The 17,091-nt window shown below is 67.2% G+C and carries 13 protein-coding genes; 10 read left to right on the top strand and 3 right to left on the bottom strand.

Going from position 1 to position 17,091, the window contains the following annotated elements:
- The first annotated feature begins 54 nt into the window (after positions 1–54).
- The 4 genes from ABH937_RS19435 to ABH937_RS19420 all read left to right on the top strand — a co-directional run bounded on the left by ABH937_RS19435 (position 55) and on the right by ABH937_RS19420 (position 4,341).
- Complete coding sequence (locus tag ABH937_RS19435) at positions 55–1,413, top strand: glycosyltransferase family 2 protein (protein WP_280691418.1); 1,359 nt, start codon at positions 55–57, stop codon at positions 1,411–1,413.
- Positions 1,414–1,513: 100 nt separating this feature from the next.
- Positions 1,514–2,143, top strand: a complete 630-nt coding sequence (locus ABH937_RS19430; RefSeq protein WP_280691419.1) for an exosortase/archaeosortase family protein — start codon at positions 1,514–1,516, stop codon at positions 2,141–2,143.
- A 211-nt stretch (positions 2,144–2,354) separates the two neighbouring features.
- Entirely contained in the window at positions 2,355–3,197 is an 843-nt protein-coding gene (locus ABH937_RS19425; RefSeq protein WP_280691420.1) for a phosphatase PAP2 family protein, read from the top strand.
- Between the two features lie 727 nt (positions 3,198–3,924).
- On the top strand, positions 3,925–4,341 hold the full coding sequence (locus ABH937_RS19420) for a hypothetical protein (protein ID WP_280691421.1): 417 nt from the start codon (positions 3,925–3,927) through the stop codon (positions 4,339–4,341).
- 220 nt (positions 4,342–4,561) lie between these two features.
- Here the strand turns inward: ABH937_RS19420 and ABH937_RS19415 are convergent, their stop codons facing one another.
- Positions 4,562–4,870 carry a hypothetical protein gene (locus tag ABH937_RS19415; protein WP_370218945.1) on the bottom strand — a complete coding sequence of 103 codons (309 nt, stop codon included), beginning with the start codon at positions 4,868–4,870 and terminating at the stop codon, positions 4,562–4,564.
- A gap of 19 nt (positions 4,871–4,889) precedes the next feature.
- On the opposite strand from ABH937_RS19415, the gene ABH937_RS19410 reads away from it, so the two are divergent.
- The 6 genes from ABH937_RS19410 to ABH937_RS19385 all read left to right on the top strand — a co-directional run bounded on the left by ABH937_RS19410 (position 4,890) and on the right by ABH937_RS19385 (position 13,963).
- Positions 4,890–6,185, top strand: coding sequence for a hypothetical protein (locus ABH937_RS19410; protein WP_280691423.1), 1,296 nt, complete (start codon positions 4,890–4,892; stop codon positions 6,183–6,185).
- An 11-nt stretch (positions 6,186–6,196) separates the two neighbouring features.
- The gene (locus ABH937_RS19405) at positions 6,197–7,774 is read left to right on the top strand and encodes a hypothetical protein (protein ID WP_280691424.1); all 1,578 of its coding nucleotides are present in this window, start codon (positions 6,197–6,199) and stop codon (positions 7,772–7,774) included.
- Between the two features lie 62 nt (positions 7,775–7,836).
- Positions 7,837–9,537, top strand: coding sequence for a hypothetical protein (locus tag ABH937_RS19400; protein ID WP_370146505.1), 1,701 nt, complete (start codon positions 7,837–7,839; stop codon positions 9,535–9,537).
- A 122-nt stretch (positions 9,538–9,659) separates the two neighbouring features.
- Positions 9,660–11,396 carry a type IV secretory system conjugative DNA transfer family protein gene (locus ABH937_RS19395; protein ID WP_370218944.1) on the top strand — a complete coding sequence of 579 codons (1,737 nt, stop codon included), beginning with the start codon at positions 9,660–9,662 and terminating at the stop codon, positions 11,394–11,396.
- Complete coding sequence (locus tag ABH937_RS19390) at positions 11,396–12,301, top strand: hypothetical protein (RefSeq protein ID WP_370218943.1); 906 nt, start codon at positions 11,396–11,398, stop codon at positions 12,299–12,301. The genes ABH937_RS19395 and ABH937_RS19390 overlap by 1 nt, the downstream gene beginning before the upstream one ends.
- Before the next feature lie 69 nt (positions 12,302–12,370).
- Positions 12,371–13,963: a hypothetical protein gene (locus ABH937_RS19385; RefSeq protein ID WP_370218942.1), complete on the top strand. Its 1,593-nt coding sequence runs from the start codon at positions 12,371–12,373 to the stop codon at positions 13,961–13,963.
- Positions 13,964–14,193: 230 nt separating this feature from the next.
- Here ABH937_RS19385 and ABH937_RS19380 read toward each other — a convergent pair whose 3' ends face one another.
- Both ABH937_RS19380 and ABH937_RS19375 read right to left on the bottom strand, forming a co-directional pair.
- Positions 14,194–14,883 (bottom strand): response regulator, encoded by a 690-nt coding sequence (locus tag ABH937_RS19380; protein ID WP_370218941.1) that lies wholly within the window; start codon positions 14,881–14,883, stop codon positions 14,194–14,196.
- Positions 14,880–15,941: a sensor histidine kinase gene (locus tag ABH937_RS19375; protein ID WP_280691483.1), complete on the bottom strand. Its 1,062-nt coding sequence runs from the start codon at positions 15,939–15,941 to the stop codon at positions 14,880–14,882. Before ABH937_RS19375 ends, ABH937_RS19380 begins: the two co-directional genes overlap by 4 nt.
- Positions 15,942–17,091 lie beyond the last annotated feature (1,150 nt).

Genomic DNA, 17,091 nt, shown 5'->3' with positions numbered 1-17,091 from the left:
ACCTCGTCCGCTCGCCGTCAGGCCCGCCGGTCGGCTGCTCCTGGGGGTGATCCGTTGACAGGGCTGAGCCTGGTCCAGGACACATCGGTCTTCATGGTCGTACTGTTCCTCAGCTACCTGGCCTCCATCCTCCTGCCGTTCCTTCGGCGCTCACCCAGTGCGCCCGGGCGCAGCGGCGACTTCGCGTGGCACCTCTTCGTCCCGTGCCGGGACGAAGAGGCGGTGATCGACCGTACCCTGCGCAACGTCCGCGAGGCCTTCCCCTTCTGCCACATCTGGGTGATCGATGACGCCAGCGAGGATGGCACCGCGGATGTCGTGGCCCGGCACGGCCTGGCCGACGAGCGTGTCCACCTCGTGCGCCGCATCCTGCCCGACGCGCGCACCGGAAAGGGCGACGCTCTCAACGCCGCCTACGAACGCCTGGATCGCTTCCTTCCCCCCGGCACCGACCGCTCCAAGGTGATCGTCGGCGTGCTGGACGCCGACGGCCAACTCGCCCCCGACGCGCTGGACTACGTCGCAGCGCCCGAGGTGTTCGGCGACCCGGCGGTCGGCGGCGCCCAGATCAGCGTCTGGATGCGCAACCGCGACGAGCCCCATCCCCGCTGGGACCGGGGCCCCCTCTACAACAGCTTCTGCCGCCTGCTCGTGCGCATGCAGGACCTGGAGTTCCGCACCACGATCGCCGCCATGCAGATGCTGCGCTCGCGCACCGGTTCGGTCGGCCTTGGCGGCAACGGCCAGTTCACCCGACTGTCCGTCCTGGACACCATCGCGGCCACCCAGCAACGCCCCTGGCACGGAGCGCTCCTGGAGGACTACGAACTGGGCCTGCACATCCTGCTCGCCGGCTACCAGAACCGCTACGTCCACGACACGCACGTCTCTCAGGAAGGCCTGCCGCAGATGCGGCGCCTGCTCGTCCAGCGCACCCGCTGGTCGCAGGGGAACATGCAGTGCTGCCGCTACCTGCCGGCCATCGTCCGGTCCAAGCACTTCTCCAGCGCCGGGGTCCTCGAGGCGGGCTACTTCCTGCTGCTGCCGTTCATCCAGCTGGCCGGCGCCGTCGTGTGGCCCGTGGTGTTCGCCACCATCCTGCGCCAGTTCCTGGAGAGCCCGCAGAGCGCACTGCCCTGGCTGCTGCAGTCCTGGTGGCTGATCGGCATGCTCCTCCTGCTCGGCGTCCTGCCGTTCGCGATCTGGGGACCGATCTACCGGCGACAGTGCGCACCGGAGGCGACCTTCACCACCTCGCTGGGATGGGGGCTGGCGCACTGGCTCTACGTCTACTACATGTACGTGTCCGTGGTGTACGCCTTCATCCGCCTCCTGCTGGGCCGCAGCGGCTGGGCCAAGACCCGCCGCAACGCCGAGAGGGTCGTCAGCGGCCCCATCGCCAAGGAGGCTTGACCACACACCTCTTCTCACCACCCCGGGCTCCATGCCCGTTCGCCCTGCCACGAAAGGAGAGCGGCAACCGGCGACCACCCGCCGCCGCGACCGCGTTCCCATGACGTCCAGCCCCCTGCGCCACTCCCCCCTCACCGCAGTGCGTCGCGCCGCGGTCCGCCTCACCGGCGCCCGCGCGCAACGCGTCCCGCATGTGGTGATGGGAGCGCTCCTGGCTCTCGCCACCCTCCTGCTGCTCCTGCGCCAGGCGGACTTCCGCTCCATGGAGGCCCGCGTCTGCGCCGACCTCATGGGCTCCGTCATGTCGGGCGGGAGCCAGTCGTCGGCCGACACCGTCTACGTCGGCATCGGCACCCGCGCACCGCTCGGCCTGAAGATCACCGCCGAGTGCACCGTCCTCATCCTTCTCGTCCCCCTGATGGCCGCCGGCACCGTCCTGATGGCCTGCACGCGCATCAGCCTGGCACGCATCACAGCCGCCCTGGCCGCCGCCGGCGTCATCATCATCGCGGCCAACCAGCTGCGACTCGCCCTGATCCTGCTCTTCATCCGCGCCTGGGGCATGCAGACGGGATACGAGATCAGCCACAAGTTCGTCGGATCGCTGGTCGCCCTGGCGGGATTCGCCCTCGGCTTCCTGGTCCTGTTCAAGATCCTGGGCCGACGCCCCCGCCCGCAGATGAGCCGCCCAGGTATCTCCAGCGGAAGCCCGGCGGAGTCGCAGATCTGACGCACCGTCACGGCATGTGGCGACGGGTGCGCCGGCCCTTGCTCCCCTACCCCGAGGGGGGAGCAAGGCCCAGCGCACCCGTCGCCACACCGTGCGGACCCTGCACACCTGGCCACACGCTCCGGGGTTGCGGAAGCACCGACAGGCCAGGGCCCGACAATCCACTTCCAGGGCACCACCGGCGCCCCCTCTCAGGCCGGCGGTCATCTCCATGCACACCATGCACTTCACCTGGCAGTTGCTCGGGGCTTTGTCCCTGACGGTGCTCCTCGAGGCCTACGGGGCCCATCGCATGGGGTGGAAGCGGGCCGCAACAGGCCTACGCGAAACCGGGGTACTGTTCGCACTGGTCAGCCTGTGGCTTTTCGTCAGCAGCCTGGCACCGGAGCGGGCTGACGAGGCCATCCAACGCGCCCAATGGATCCACCACACCGAACTACGACTCGGGCTGCCGAACGAAGCATCATGGCAGCACTGGATCCTCCCCCACCCACTGCTCGTGCGGGCCGCCAACCTCTACTACGAGGTCATGCACATCGCCGTCTTCTGCGCTGTCCTCGCGTGGATCATCGTCCGGCATCGCAGCTTCTACCCGTGGGCCAGGACAAGCCTGGTCATGGTCACCGGAGCATGCCTGCTCATCGAACTCATCCCGGTGGCCCCGCCGCGGTTCCTCAGTGGTGACGGATTCGTCGACCTGGGAGCCAAGTACCACCAGTCCATCTACAGCACCGCACTGCTCAAACACCTGCTGGCGGCCGACAGCCTGTCCGCCATGCCCTCGGTGCATGTCGCCTGGGCGGGACTGGCTGCCCTCCTCAGCGTGTACATCAGTCGAAGCCCGTGGCGATGGCTGCTGCTGCTCCACCCCTTGACCACCTTCGTCGTCGTCGTGGTGACGGCCAATCACTTCTGGGCTGACGGCATCGTGGCCATGCTTCTCCTCACCCTCATGTACCCGGCCAGGACCGTCGCCGAGAGGCTGTCCGCGCGCGCTCTCACCAAGTCTGGGGCAGCCCGCAAGGACACCTCCGAACTGCCGCGCGCCGACTGAGATCCGCACGATCAGCAGCACGCCGTGCCGCGATGGCATCGCCCACGAACGACAGCACAGGGGAAGTCACCCGCAACAGCTCCGCAGGAGCCATGGCCGCCAGCGGCAGAGGTCCGGCGCACCGAAGCTCCCTTCTTTCAGGGCGACTTGGCAAGCCGCTGCATCCCCTGACCGAGCTTCGCCGTGTTCCCGCACGGCCACTGCCGACCGCTCCGGCCTGCCGGCCCGCATGATCACCACGCGCTGAACGCCCGCCGCACCGCCAGGGGTATGGCCGCTCAACATACGTAGACCGATCGTGACTTCCCCCGTCCCTGCCCGCTAAGCGGGCTGTGACGATTGCAGGGAAATCCCTAGCAAAGGGGAGTTGAAATGGTCCACGACTTGTTTCGCGCGGCCGCTCGTCACACGACGGTTCAGGAGTCGGCTCACCTCTCGCGGCTGTACCACCAGCACGAGCGCCGATGGCTGATCCTCCCCGGTGCAGACCAGCCCGAGCCCCCGGCCTCCGAGCCTAAGGACGAAGGGACAGCGTCCACCGCCTCCGAGTCGGAGGACGAAGGCACACCGTCCACGCCGCCCGCCTTGATTCTCGTTCCGGCCCCTCCACTGGCCCCGGGTCACACCCGAGTGAACAGATTGGCTCGCATTCTCCAACGGCGCAAGGACACGGACACCCCCGCTCCCGCTCCCGGCAGCGACACCTGAGACAGCAAGGCGGCCCCCCATGTTAGCGACACTGACAACCCTGGCCTACAGCCCGACCACGACCGCAGTGATCCACGGCTCCAGCAACCTGCTCGCCAAAGGCAGCAAAGGCAACCAGCCCGGCAGCTCAAACGACTGCAGCAACGGTTTCTCTGCGAGTTGCATAGCGCCTAACGTCAGCAACTTCGGGTCTTTTACCACTGCGGTGGCAGGCATCATCGGAATCCTGTACTTCCTCGTCCTCCTCGGCTGCATCGGCTATCTGGGCAAGGCCTTCCTGCAATACGCCTCAGCACGCCAGCAGGGCTACGCCGAGAAGGTCACCGAAGCCGCGAAGGACATCAAGCACGCACTGATCGCCCTGGTCGGCCTCGGCCTGATCCCGGTCATCATCGCAACCATCGCAACTCTGACCGGTAGTTCTGGTTGGTCGTAGTGATTGAGGACAGGTGAAACCTGGCAGCCGCACCCGTCGCGAGCAATGAAAAGGACGATTTCATGAGGCTGAAGGCTCTGCACCTCCGGCGCATCCGTCGGACGATCGCCCTTCTCCTGGCCCTGTCAACCGTCCTCGCCCTGGTGCTCGTCGCATCTCCGGGTGCCGCTGCGGGACGGACCGCGCAGACGGCGTCAAGCTCCACCAGCGCTATCGAACATCAACTCCAGGCCCTGCAGGCGGGTGTGCCCGCGGGGCCTAGCGCAGCCCCGTCGGCGTCCGCTTCACCAAGTGCCATACCCGTTCCACCAAGGGCAGCCGACCAGTCCGCCGCCCTCGCGCTATCCAGCCCCAGCGCGACGCCCAGCAGCAGCACGAAAGCCAGCAGCAGCCCCAGCAGCAACTCCATCAACGGCATCCTCAGCTGCCCCAGCAACAGCCCCAGCAACAGCCTCAGCAACCCCAGCCCCAGCAGCAGCCCCAGTAGCAGCGGTGGCGGCGGCAACTCCAACGGGGCCAGCATCAGCATTAGCCCTTGCGCCCTGCAGATGTCTCTGCAGGGCGCCCTGCAGGCGTTCTTCGGCCAGCTCATCAGCCCTACCTGCTTCACCCTGAATCTCGCTGGTTGTATCGCCAACGGAGCAGTGACGACCCTCTCCGGTCCGATCGCATCTTTTCTGACCTACCTCCAGAATGGAGCATCCCAGGCCACCGCCTTCAACCCCGCAGACCAGGGATTCATCGCGCAGTACGACTTCGGCCTGGGGATTTCGCTCTTCGTCCTTGTCATCATTCTGATGCGCGTGTTCTATCGGCACGCCCGCTACCCCGAACGTTCGCACCAGACGTTTGATAGCCTGTTCCACTACCTTCCGATCACTATCCTGATGTGGGGATCCGGCCCCGCCATAGGCGTCGTTCTGGAAAAGGGTGCCAACGCCCTGACCAATGACGTGATTCGTTTCGAGACTACAAATTACGGCTATCTCTATACCGATATCACCGGGATGATCGCAGGAGCTGAAGGCGTCAGCTCCTACGGCGACCCGCTCACTGGCGTCCCTTCTCTGGTCATAGCCCTCATCATCGTCCTCATCATTCTTCTCGTCGTCTGCATCGCCGTCATCCTGCAGCTCGCTGTCCTGTCCATCGCCCTGTGGATGACCGGCACGGTGATGGCTATCGCATTCGTCATGATGATCGATCCGGAGCTGCGTGCGCGGGCGATCAAGCTTCCCTACATCTGGATCGGGGCCGCCTTCGGAAAGCCCCTGCTGTTCTTCCTCCTGGGATCGATGGCGGCGTTCATTCATGCCAATTCCACTAGCGCCAGTCCTGGCACCGGCACCGGCACCAGCGCCAGCGCGGTCGCGAAGTTGGCCCAGCCGAGCGCGGCCACGTCCGGCGAGTTCACCAGCCTGGTGAAACTTCTGATGGTGACCATCGCGCTGCTGATCATCGCCCTGGCGCCGATGAGCTTGATGAAATACGCGCCCCTGCTGCCGGGTGGCGGCGAGGAGATCGGCGCCCACGCCGGCGCGGCCGTGGCCGGGGCGATCACCGGACAGGTCAGCTCCCTGGCCGGCAACGCCCAGGTCAGCTACGCCCAGGAGTTGTCCTCGGGCGCAGGGGGCGGGCACCACGAGGGCGGCGGCACTGGCGGGGGCACTGGCGGGGGCGGGGGCGGGGGGCCGAGTGCCGGAGCCAGTGCCGCGAAAACCGCTAGTAAGGCCGGCTCGGCGGCCTTCCTCCCCCTCGCCGCGTTGACCGCTGCCATGACGGTTGCGCAAGGGGCCAGCAATCTGGCGAACTCGGCCACCAGTGGTCTTCCCGGAAGCGAGTGAGGAGGTCGGCCATGCCCGAACGCACATCCATTCTCGGCGGTGACAGCGGCAGTCGTGGCATACTCGGCGGACTGGGCAAGCGCGATCGCATCGTCGCCGCCGGTGTCGCACTGATCACCTATCTCGCGGTCGGCGGGATACCGGGCCTCATCATCGCAGTCCTGGCCGGCGCCTCGGTGTTCCTAGTGACCCGTGAGCTGCCTTTCGGCCGCTCACTGGGACAGATCATCGGCTCCCGACTGCTGTGGATGATACGCACTCGCACCGGAAAGACCACATTCGTTCCCGTGATCGCCACCATTCCCGCCGAACCGGAACCCGAGCCTGAAACCGGCAAGGCACCCCGAACCGGCCGGGGCCGCGCGCGGAAGAAGAAGGCGGCGACCACTCCCGCTGCAGAGACGCAGACGGTGCGCGCCGTGCCGGAGGCGATCGGTCGGATCCGACTGCTGAGCTACCCGCACCCGGCGGGCGGGGAGTTGGCGGTCCTCGTGCACAGCAATCCGGGAGAACCGGACTACCTGTCGGCCGTGATGGAGATCGAGGGGCAGCCCTCGGGGATCACCAGGGAAGAAGACATCTGGGACACGGCGGAGGCATTCGGACGGATGCTGGCCACCTGCGCCGGCACGACCTCGCTCATCAAGGAGCTGCAGTTCCTCACCCGTATCGTCCCGGTCGATCCGGCCGCCCACGAGTGGTACATCGTGAACAACCACGCCCAAGGCGTGCCTCGGGAGTTGTTCGAGTCGTATGCCGGGTTGCTCGGTGAGGCCCAGCAATCCCTGGAGCAGCACCGCAACTACATCATCGCCCGGATCCCCTTCTCGGTCGGCTTCGTCGAGGCCGCCCGCGACCTCGGCGGGCAGCCGGGTGACGACATGGTGCGCTGCCAGATCGTGGACATGGAGATGGGCCGGCTGGCCTCGCTGAGCGCGGGTGCGCGTCAGAATCCGGTGCGCCTGCTCGGTCCGCGTCGGCTGGCCGCACTGCTGCGCAGTATGCAGGACCCCGACTACTACGTCGACGACCTGCGGGATGTGGACTTCGCCCACTGCTGGCAGGAGTCCCGGGCCGAGCGCCGCCAGGTGATCACCAACGGCAGGTGGGCGACCCGGGTGGCGTCCGTGCCGGCCGACGCCGTCACGTTGGAGCCGGTCCACATGCGGTGGCTGTCCCCGCTGCTGATCGGTGTGCAGCCAGCGGTGGTGCGCACCCTGTCGGTCAATCTGCGCCTGGAGCCGGCGAAGAGGGCACGGAGCGAAGCGCGCCGTGACGCCGGTGAGGACCGCGGCAAGCTCATCGCCAACCGGGAGGGCGGCAAGATCACCGACGGCGGGGACCTATCCCAGGCCACCGCTTCGATGCGTCGTCTGGATGACTTGCGTCCCGGTTCGGGACATGCCGGGGTGCGGTGGAACATGTGCTTGTCGGTCACCGCCTCGGAGAAGACCATGCGCCGCGCGAGCGACCTGATCACCGACAAAGCGGGCGAGTGCGGCCTGTCCTCGTTGCGGTGGTTCGACGGCGCCCACGACCTGGCTCAGGTGTTCACCTGGCCGCTCGCCCGGGGGATGCGCCAGCGATGACCCTTCCCCCCGACGAGCCCACGCAAGGCCCCCCCACCGATCCCCCGGCGCGGGAGGATGCCGTGGACCAGGTGCCGGACGAAGACGACTCGCGGCCCCTGCGACGGCCCCGCATGCTCGAGGCGATCACCCAGACGCTGTCGGCCGGCCTGCCGGTCAGCTTCAGGAAAGGGTGGCGTGCCAAGGGCACCGCCACAGGCCCACAGGACACCGGCAGGGACATCCCCGGCGGCAGTGGGGACTTCCCCGGCGAGGAGAGTGCGGCCCCGAGCACAGAACAGGAGACGGCTGGCGGCACCGGTGAACCTGAAGGCCCGTTCGCGGAGCCGACCGTGGGCGAGGGGCCCACGGCGCCGGCGCAGTTGCGGATGTCCGAACGTCGCAAGTTCTTGGACCAGCGCGGCTTCTACGAGCCACGCTGCCGTTCGATCAAGACCACGACGCGGCAGGCGGAGGCGCTCAACATCGCCATCGCCGGGCCACCCTCCAGCCCGCGGGGCCTGTTCGTCGGGCAGGACGTGATCTCCGGTCAGATGGTGGTCCACGACGTGTTCCAGGCCTACGAGGACAATGTCATCTCCAGCCCGAACTACGTGGTCCTCGGCGACGTGGGCAAGGGGAAGAGTTCGCTGCTGAAGACCTGGGCCGTGCTGCGTCCGCTGATCCTTGCGGGGCGGCGTGCCGTGGTCATCGACAAGAAGCTCCAGCGGTGGCCCGATGGCAGCCGTTCCGGGGAGAACACGATGCTCGCTCGTTTCTTGGGAAGCGAGCCGGTCATCTTTCGGATCGGTGGCGGCGGCTCGTGCATCAATCCCCTGGATCCGCGGATCGCCTCCTTGGTCGATGAGGAGGACGAGGAGGGCAACGTGCCCGCCGGGCAGGAGGAGCGCCCGGCCGGTCAGTCGATGCTGCTGCGCACCATCATGCACCGGGCGCTGGATCGGCCGCTGAGTCCGCGCGAGGGCAAGGCGCTGCGCGAAGCGCATCGGGCTGCTCTGACCAGCGGGTTGAACGGGGGGTACGAGCCGACACTCAAGGACGTGTACCTGGCGCTGCTGCACCCCTCGCAGCAGGCCGCCGACCACGCGGTGACGTCGGTGGCGGAACTGCGGGAGTGGGGGCGAGACTCGGCTTATGAGATGGAGCGGCTGATCTCGGATGACCTCAGCGGGCTGATCGACGGGCCCACGAGCAGCGATGTGCGGCTGGACTCGCGTCTGACGGTGTTCGACCTGTCGCTGCTGCCCGAGGAGGGGCCGTCCCTGTCGATCGTGATGACCATCATCAATACGTGGCTGTCCAATCTGCTGGCCAATGAACAGGGGCGCTGGCAGACGCACTTCGTGGTGGAGGAGGGCTGGCACCTGGTCACCGGGCCGACCGCGAAGGTCTTCCAGCGCAACTGGAAGCTAGCCCGCGGGCTGGGCCTGTCGAATGGCGTGGCGATCCACCACCCTTCGGACATCGACCCGCTGTCGCCCGCCATCGCGCTGCTGAAGGAGGCGGAGACCGTCTTCATCTACGGGCAGGCACGCCAGGACGACGCCCTGGAGTGCGTGCGCCTGTTCGGCCTGCCGCACACCGCGTTGGACACTATCCGGCAACTACCCCAGGGTGTCTGCCTGTTGAAGATCGGCTCCCGGCCTCCGCTGCTGGTGAGGCACCTGCGTTCGTCCATCGAGTCGGAGCTGACCAACACCGACTCGGGGATGTTCCAGCGGCTGGCGCCCGGCGAACCGCCTCCCGAGGAGGACAGTGCCTGACCACGCCGACGCTCCTGCACTCCGCGTCCTGCCCCAACCGGGCCGCTCTCCTTCCCTAAGAGGCTCCAATGGCACCAGCCGCAACTCCCCCCAAGGGCGGTCCTCCGCGCAATCCCGAGACGATGATGCTGAGGACCTACGGGCCCCTGCTCGCCCTCGCAGCCCTTCCGTTCCTGGCTTTCCATCTGGCAGTCCTGATCGCTGGACAGTTGAGCGGCCATGCCCCGAACATCAGCATCGGCGACACGATCGGGGCCATCCTCAGCCATCCCACCGATCCGATGGCCGGTTATCCGGCGTCGGCCGGCCCCCTGCCGAACCTCGTCCTGACGGGATTCCTGGCCTTTATCATCTTCCTCGTGCTGGGCGCGCTGGCGACTGTGGGCTACGTGCTCTGGACGCGCCGGCGTGGCAAGGACGGTGAGGCGCGAGAAGGCACCGCGACCAAGGCCGAACTCGTCGGGGTCCTGGGCGAGGCGGCGGTCCACAAGCGCGCCGCCCGCGACCGCCCCTCACTGGCCGGGGTCAAGGACCTCGACTTCCGCACCGCGGCGGTCTACCTCGGCCGCGACACCCAGAGCAACCAGAAGCTGTGGGCCAGCCACGAAGACTCCTTCTTCGTCGTCGGACCTCCCCGATCCGGCAAGACCGTCTCCCTGTGCGGTCCCCTCATGCTGGACGCCCCCGGGGCGCTGGTGGCCTCCAGTACGAAGGCCGACCTGCTGATGGTGGGCGCCATCCCACGCCGGGAGGTCGGCCCGGTCCTGGTCTTCGATCCCGAGGACATCTCCGGCTGGCCGCACCTCCTGCGCTGGTCGGCTGTCAGCGGCTGCGAGGACCCCGCCACGGCGATCCGGCGCGCGGACGCCATGGTCGCGGCCAAGCCCATGGGCAGCGGAGGCAACACCAGCTTCTTCACCGAGTCCGCCGGCACGGTCCTTCGCTGCCTCCTGCACGCCGCGGCGCTGGGCGGCAAGAACATGCGCGACGTGGTCCGCTGGGCCAACGACTTCACCGACCTGGAACCGCTGGACATCTTGCGCGGCTCCCCGCGGGCCGTGGGGGCCTGGTCGGAGGATCTGCGCACCTACACCCAGGGCGCCAACGAGACCATCGCCAGCCTCAAGATGACCATCTCCCTGGTCCTCAAGTCGCTGTCCAACCCGAGCGTGCTCGAGAAGTGCTCACCCGCCCAGGGCGAGGCGTTCAACGTCGAGGAGTTCATCACCAGAGGCGGCACCATCTTCGTCCTCAACTCCGGTGGTGAGGGCGGTTCCACCGCTCCGCTGTGCACGGCGCTGGTGGACGACATCGTGCAGATCGGCAAGCGCATGAGCCAGTCCACCGACTCCGGCCGGCTCGACCCGCCGCTGCGCATCGTCCTGGACGAGGCCGCCACCGGTTGTCCGCTGCCGGGCCTGCCCACCTACATGGCGGACACCGGCGGGCGTGGCATCACGGTATGCGCCTGTGTGCAGACCTTCGCCCAGGCCCGGGCGCGCTGGGGCAAGGAGGAGGCCGGCCAGATCTTCGGCGCCTCCACAACCAAGATCGTCCTGGGCGGCGTCCCGGAGGCCGACGACCTCGAACAGCTCTCCCGGCTGTGCGGGGAGCGTGATCTGCCCACCACCTCCAGTTCCACCGGCCCGAAAGGCGAGGTCTCCTACTCCTACTCCCAGCGTCGCGAACGGGTCTACACCCCCACCGAGATCCGGCAAATGCCCCCGGGGCAAGGGCTGCTGATGTACCGGAACATGCCGCCGATCATGGCCCGCCTGGAGCCGTGGATGAACCGTTCCGACGCCGAAGAGATCAAAGCGGGCATGAAAGAGGCCCGGAAGATGACCGGGAGGTCCTGATGGCCACCGACGCACACCCCGATGCATACCCGACTCCGCAGTCTCCCGAGGACGGGCCCCCGGAGGTCGATGCGGAAGCCCCTTCGCTCCAGGAATCCGGTGAGGAGGACGACCTTCACGACACGGTGCCGCAGTCCGATCTACCGGCCGATCAGGAGCGCATCGACTTCCTGATGGAACTGGCCTCAGGCGACGATGACCAAGAATCTGATGACGAGGACGACGCCACCGACCTCGAAGACATCAGCCCCGGCGAGGACGAGGATGACGGGGACGAGGACGAGGACGAGGACGAGGACGAGGAGGACGACGCGTCCACGGCGTTCTTGGTAGGCAAGGTCGTCTCGCTGGAGAGCGTTATCGACCAGCAGGCGGAGGAGTTGGAGGCCGTGACCTCGGCCCTCAACACCGTGATCGGCCATATCGAGACGCTCTACCAGGGCCAGCAGCAGGGACAGCCCGCGCAGGACGACGACAAGGCGCAACCCTGCCGCTGGTCCTGGCGGTACGCCAGCGAAGAAAGCGCCACTGACCTGTGGCGCGAGCTGAGGGACTTCGTCGACTGGCTCAACAGCCGTTACTCGCTCGACTCGGAACGCCAGATCCCGCCGTGCTGGTACCGCCACTCCATCGCTGTGGAGGAGCTCACCGCTCTGATGGTCTCGTGGACCAACGCCTACTTCGGGCCCGACACCCCGCGCGACGACCTGCTCGCCTGGCACTCCTACTGGCTCTGGCCCTGCCTGGACCGCCTGCCAGAGCGTGCTGGCTGGCAGCGCTGCAAGTCCAGCGGACACGTCGCCCGGTCCGCTGTCATCAATCCGACCGACAGTGGTTTCGAGGACTTCACTGGGCAGGCCGAGGCCTCGGATGAGATCGCCGAGCCCGCTCAGGAGGCCTTGTAGACCTTGAGCCGTAACAGGGCCGCCGCAGACCTGGTGGTGGCGTTCGGCCCGGAGAGGACGTGAGCACAGATGACTGTTCCCCCCAACCCGTCGGCCGAGACGGATCGCAATCAACTTCTACTGCAGGGGATGGAACGAATAGCGCGGGCCACCGAGGAGTACTCGATCGCCCGCGGCAACTCGGCCAGGTCCATCCACCTCAGTTTTGCCGGAGCCAGGGTTGTCATCGGCGGTATCGCCGGCGCCACGTCCCTGCTGGTGCCGCCGGCGGCGGTTGCTGTCGCTCCTGTCGCCGGCGCCGTCAACTTCGGCCTGGGGGTGGCGTCAAAAAAAATCGTTGACACGGAATTTGATCAGGCGGCCGACAACTTCACCAAGAACACGAATCTGATTGTCCGGGATATCGATCAGCTCCGCTTCTCGGCCGTCCTGGCAGAGAATGCGACTAAAATACAGCTTCTGGCGGTCAAATACGGCCAGGATCCCACTGCCGACCCCGAACACGCAACGGCGGTCGGGGAGCCTGTCAATTTTATCGCCAGAAGAATCCTGGAAGACCCGGAAAAACATGGGATCGATTTCGACATCACACTGTCAACCGTGGTGGGGTACTGGCGCGAGGGTACGAAGAAAATCCCGGAGATCTCCGAAAAAGAACAGCTGAAAGCCATTGGATTCGCCACCGCAGGAACCGCCGCATCAAATATTCCGTACGGTGGAAACGTCGCCGGAAGCCTCGTTAGCGCCGCCGAGGGAATGTATACGATCAGAGGCAGGGAAAACTCTCTTTCCGAGTCTCTCCAGGCTGTTGAAAACGGCATAAGATCGGCTACGAAATTTGTTCAAGAGACACTGCCGGCCGTCTATGCCCGAAACACTGAGGCGGCGGAAATTGTCAGCCAGTACGAGCGCATGAACCACCGGGAACCAACCAACCTCATGTTGTCCCGGAGTTACAGCCGCTTTGCGTCCAAGCCTTCGCCCGCGACAGATTCAGAAATCGATGCCAAGCTCGATGCTAATGTCGACACACCTCCGCCCGTGCCCCCCAGGAGCGGCGACCTGACGCGGTCCCTGACCAGGCAGACAAAGAGCGCCGTCGATCAAACTACGAGCAAGATCCGTGCACTGGGGCAGACCGCTGCAACCAAGGCATCTGAAGCCGTCAGCGATGAAGGCACCATTGGTACTGTCGCAGCCACAGCCACCTCTGTCGGCGGAAGCCTTGCCAGCTCGGTGGCCAGCAACATCCCGATCGCCAATCTGGCCCTCGCAGCGTTCACCGTGGCGCAGGTGGGGCCGAATATTGTCGCCGCCGTGCACGACGCACGGGCAGAGCACACGAAGAACGCAGAATTCAAGTACGACACCGAGAAGAACGTCGGGCTCACCACTCAGGGGTTCGACGACATCCAGAAACATATCGCGAAGCCGGCGCTTCAAGACATCTCCGGGCTACGAGGAAGCCTCGAGGAGGGACTACGGAAGCTGGCGGAGGAGAAAGCAGGTTACACGCCCCCGGAAGCGGAACCTCCCGGGTCACGGTCGCCGACCCCTCCGGCCTTCCCCCGCACCGGCAGCGGGCAGGACAATCCTCCAGGGCATCGGCAGGACCCGCCGCCTCCGCCTCCTCGGTCATCTCCGCCTACTCCGAAGCCGTGACGGTGAGGGTCGCCGGGGTGTGCCCGCGGACGCGAGGAAACCCGCCTCCCCGCCACGGACCGTGCACACGATGCACGCAGCCGGACAGGGACAACGAGAACGCGGGCGACCAGTCGCGTATCCAACACCGTCCGGGACGCGCGCACTGATCAGACCTGGGTCCAAGGCTCACCCCTGATCACTTAATTGGAACGGTGCGAAGGCGGGTGCGTGGCTGGGTTGTCGTGTGTTCAGCTGGACCGGCCTTGGCGGCTGGGCGGCGTGGCGGGTGCGTGGCGCAGCCCGGCGTCGCGGACCAGCAGGGCGGCTTGGACGCGGTTGCCCACGTCGAGCGAGGTGAGGATGCGGCTGACGTGGGCCTTGACGGTGCTTTCGCGCATGCCCAGGCCGTCGGCGATCTCGGCGTTGGTGGCGCCATCGGCCAGCAGCGACAGGACATCGGTCTCGCGGGGAGTGAGGGTGGCGATGCGGGCCTGGGCGATCTGGGCTTGCGGCCGGGCGGTGTGGTGGTAGCGGTCGATCAGGTGGCGTGCGGCTGTGGGGTGGAGCATGGCGCTGCCGGACATGACGAGGTGGACGGCACGCAGGATCTCGGCGGGGTCGGTGTCCTTGAGGAGGAAGCCGTCTGCGCCGGCGGCGAGCGCGTCGTAGACGTAGACCTCCACGTCGAAGGTCGTCAGGGTGATCACGTGCGGCGGACGGGGCAGGGCCCGCAGCTTCTTGATGGCGGATATCCCGTCGAGGCGGGGCATGCGTACGTCCATGAGCACGACGTCCGGGGTGTGGGCGGCGGCGAGTTCCTGGGCCTGCAGGCCGTCGCCTGCCTGGGCGACGACGGTGATGTCGAGGTCGCTGGCGAGGAGGTCGGCCAGGCCGAGGCGGACCAGTGCGTCGTCGTCGACGATCATTGCGCGGATCATGCGGGCACGTCCTTGCCGCGCTGCTGGGAACAGGGGATGTGGGCGTGCAGGAACCACCTGCCGTCGGCGGGTCCGGCGGCGAACCGTCCGCCGAGCGCGGTGACCCGCTCGGCCAGGCCGTTCAGGCCGTGACCGCCGCCGGGGGCGGTGGTGGGCTGGCAGGAGTCTTGCGGCAGCTTGTTGTTGATCTCCACCGTCGTGGGCTTGTATGTCACATCCACCTGCACCGGTTCATGGGGGGCGTGCTTGCGGGCGTTGGTCAGCCCTTCCTGGACGAGCCTGAGCACTGCCAGGTGGTGGGCCGCGGGTACGGCCTGGGAGTCGCCTTCGATCTGCGTGTTGATGATCTGTCCTGCCGCGCGTGCTTCGTCGACGAGTGTGGAGATCCCCCTGAGGGCGGGCGGTGCGACGGTGTTGGGCGCCTGGTTGGGGCAGCGCAGGGCACTGAGGACTTCGCGCAGGTCGTTGAGGGCCGCGGTGGAGGCTGACCGCAGGATGGTCAGCCGTTCGGCCACCGGCTCGGGCAGGTCCGCGCGTGCGGCCAGGACACCGGTGTGGAGGGCGATCAGGCTCAGATGGTGGGCCAGGACATCGTGCATCTCGGCCGCGATCCGGGCCCGTTCCGTCAACTTCTCCTGCCGCGCGCGCAGTTCGCGCTCGGTACGTAAGTGTTCGATCTGGGCGGCCAGGGCGGCGATCAGGCGCCGCCGTCCTCCTGCCCACAGTCCCAGCGCAAAGGAGAGGGCGACCAGGAGGGCCGGACCGTAGGGCCGCGCGGTCCACAGGCTCTGGTCCGGGTCGAGGTAGGCGTTTCCGATCATTGCCACGGCTGCGCATAACGCGCCGAGGTTGCTGCGGTTCCGGGCCGCGAGGTGGAAGAGCATGATCAACAGAGGCAGCACGACTCCCACCACCGCGGCGAGCACGGCAAGGGCGACGACCCGGCGGGGCATCGAGCGGCGCAGTGGCAGTGCCAGGCTGGCCGCGATGGCCAGCCACAGTGCGAGGTGGGCCGGAATGTCGGCGCCGACGTGCTGGGCGTTGCTCACCGACAGCATCCCGATGACAGCCACGAGCGGTACATCGGCCCAGAGGGGCCACTGTGTCGGAAGAGTCGGCGTTGGGGTGTTCACCCATCCATACTAAGTGGCCGAGTAGCGCACTCCCCCATCCACCAGCCATGTCATTATTCGACTTTCGTCGGTGAGTCGTGTCGCATTCCGGAGGCCGCCTGGCGATCACCTGGCCTGTAAGGTCAGTTGAATGATTTCGATGGTCGAGATGACACTGGAAGGCTTCTCAGGCCACCCCAACGGTCGTCCTCATTATTTTCTCAGAAACAGCTCTGCCGCGCTCCCTTGGGGATGGGGAGCGGAATATGCCTCTCGTCGGCAGTGGCCCGCTGGCGGGGCGCAGCGGCCGAGGTGGTCCGGGTGTACTGGCAGGGCGGGCAGGCGGCTTTGCGATGGCATGAGTCGGCGGCACATGGTGGGGGCAGGCGCTGCCCGCCGCTGCGGCTGGGCCGGGTTGGGATTCGCTGCTCGGAGCGGCAGCGGTTGGGGAGGCGGTTCGTGTGTTCCGGCCTGGTGGGCCGGCGTCCCCTTTCGCGTGGCGATCGATGCCGGCCGTGGGGGTGCGGGCATCGGATGCGTCCGGGAAGGACAGCCGGAAATACCGATGGAGCTCTCGGCGGCGGCCGGGGCGCCCTGCCCCGGCATGCCCACTGCTCTCCAGGGCCTGCGGGGTGAGGGGATGTTGGCACGGGCCGGTTTCCAGCCGGCCGGGGCGCCCGGGACGGGGCAGGTGCGAATTCCTGAGCGGGGGATCGTGCGGAGCGGTGTCCGTTTTGGTGTCTCTATCGGCCTGACCACGTTGCAAGCCACGCGGGACGCGCGGGGTTTGATTCCGGGTGGGAACGCCGTGAATCGACAGGAGATCGCGGCCGGAAATCGCGGCGGCGTCCAGGTCTCGTGGGGGAGGCCGGAAAATATCCAGACCGGTGCGCGGGAGCTGACCGAGATCTCCCGTGGCTGCGTGAGCGATTTCTCCAGCGGCTGTGGTCCGGGCTGCCGGGGCGGTCTCGTGCTCGGAGCGCACCAGGGGCTACCCGGCTCAGCACCACCGCCGGTGTCTATGCGCCCGCAGCCCTGCGGTGGCCGGCCGCTGGGCCATCGCCTCTCGGCCAACGACCCAGCGCCGAGCGGCGCA

The sequence above is a fragment of the Kitasatospora sp. GAS1066B genome, from assembly GCF_041262605.1.
Lineage (GTDB): Bacteria > Actinomycetota > Actinomycetes > Streptomycetales > Streptomycetaceae > Kitasatospora.
The sequence above is the reverse complement of the archived record's forward strand: the minus strand, read 5'-3'. Positions and strand labels throughout refer to the sequence as shown.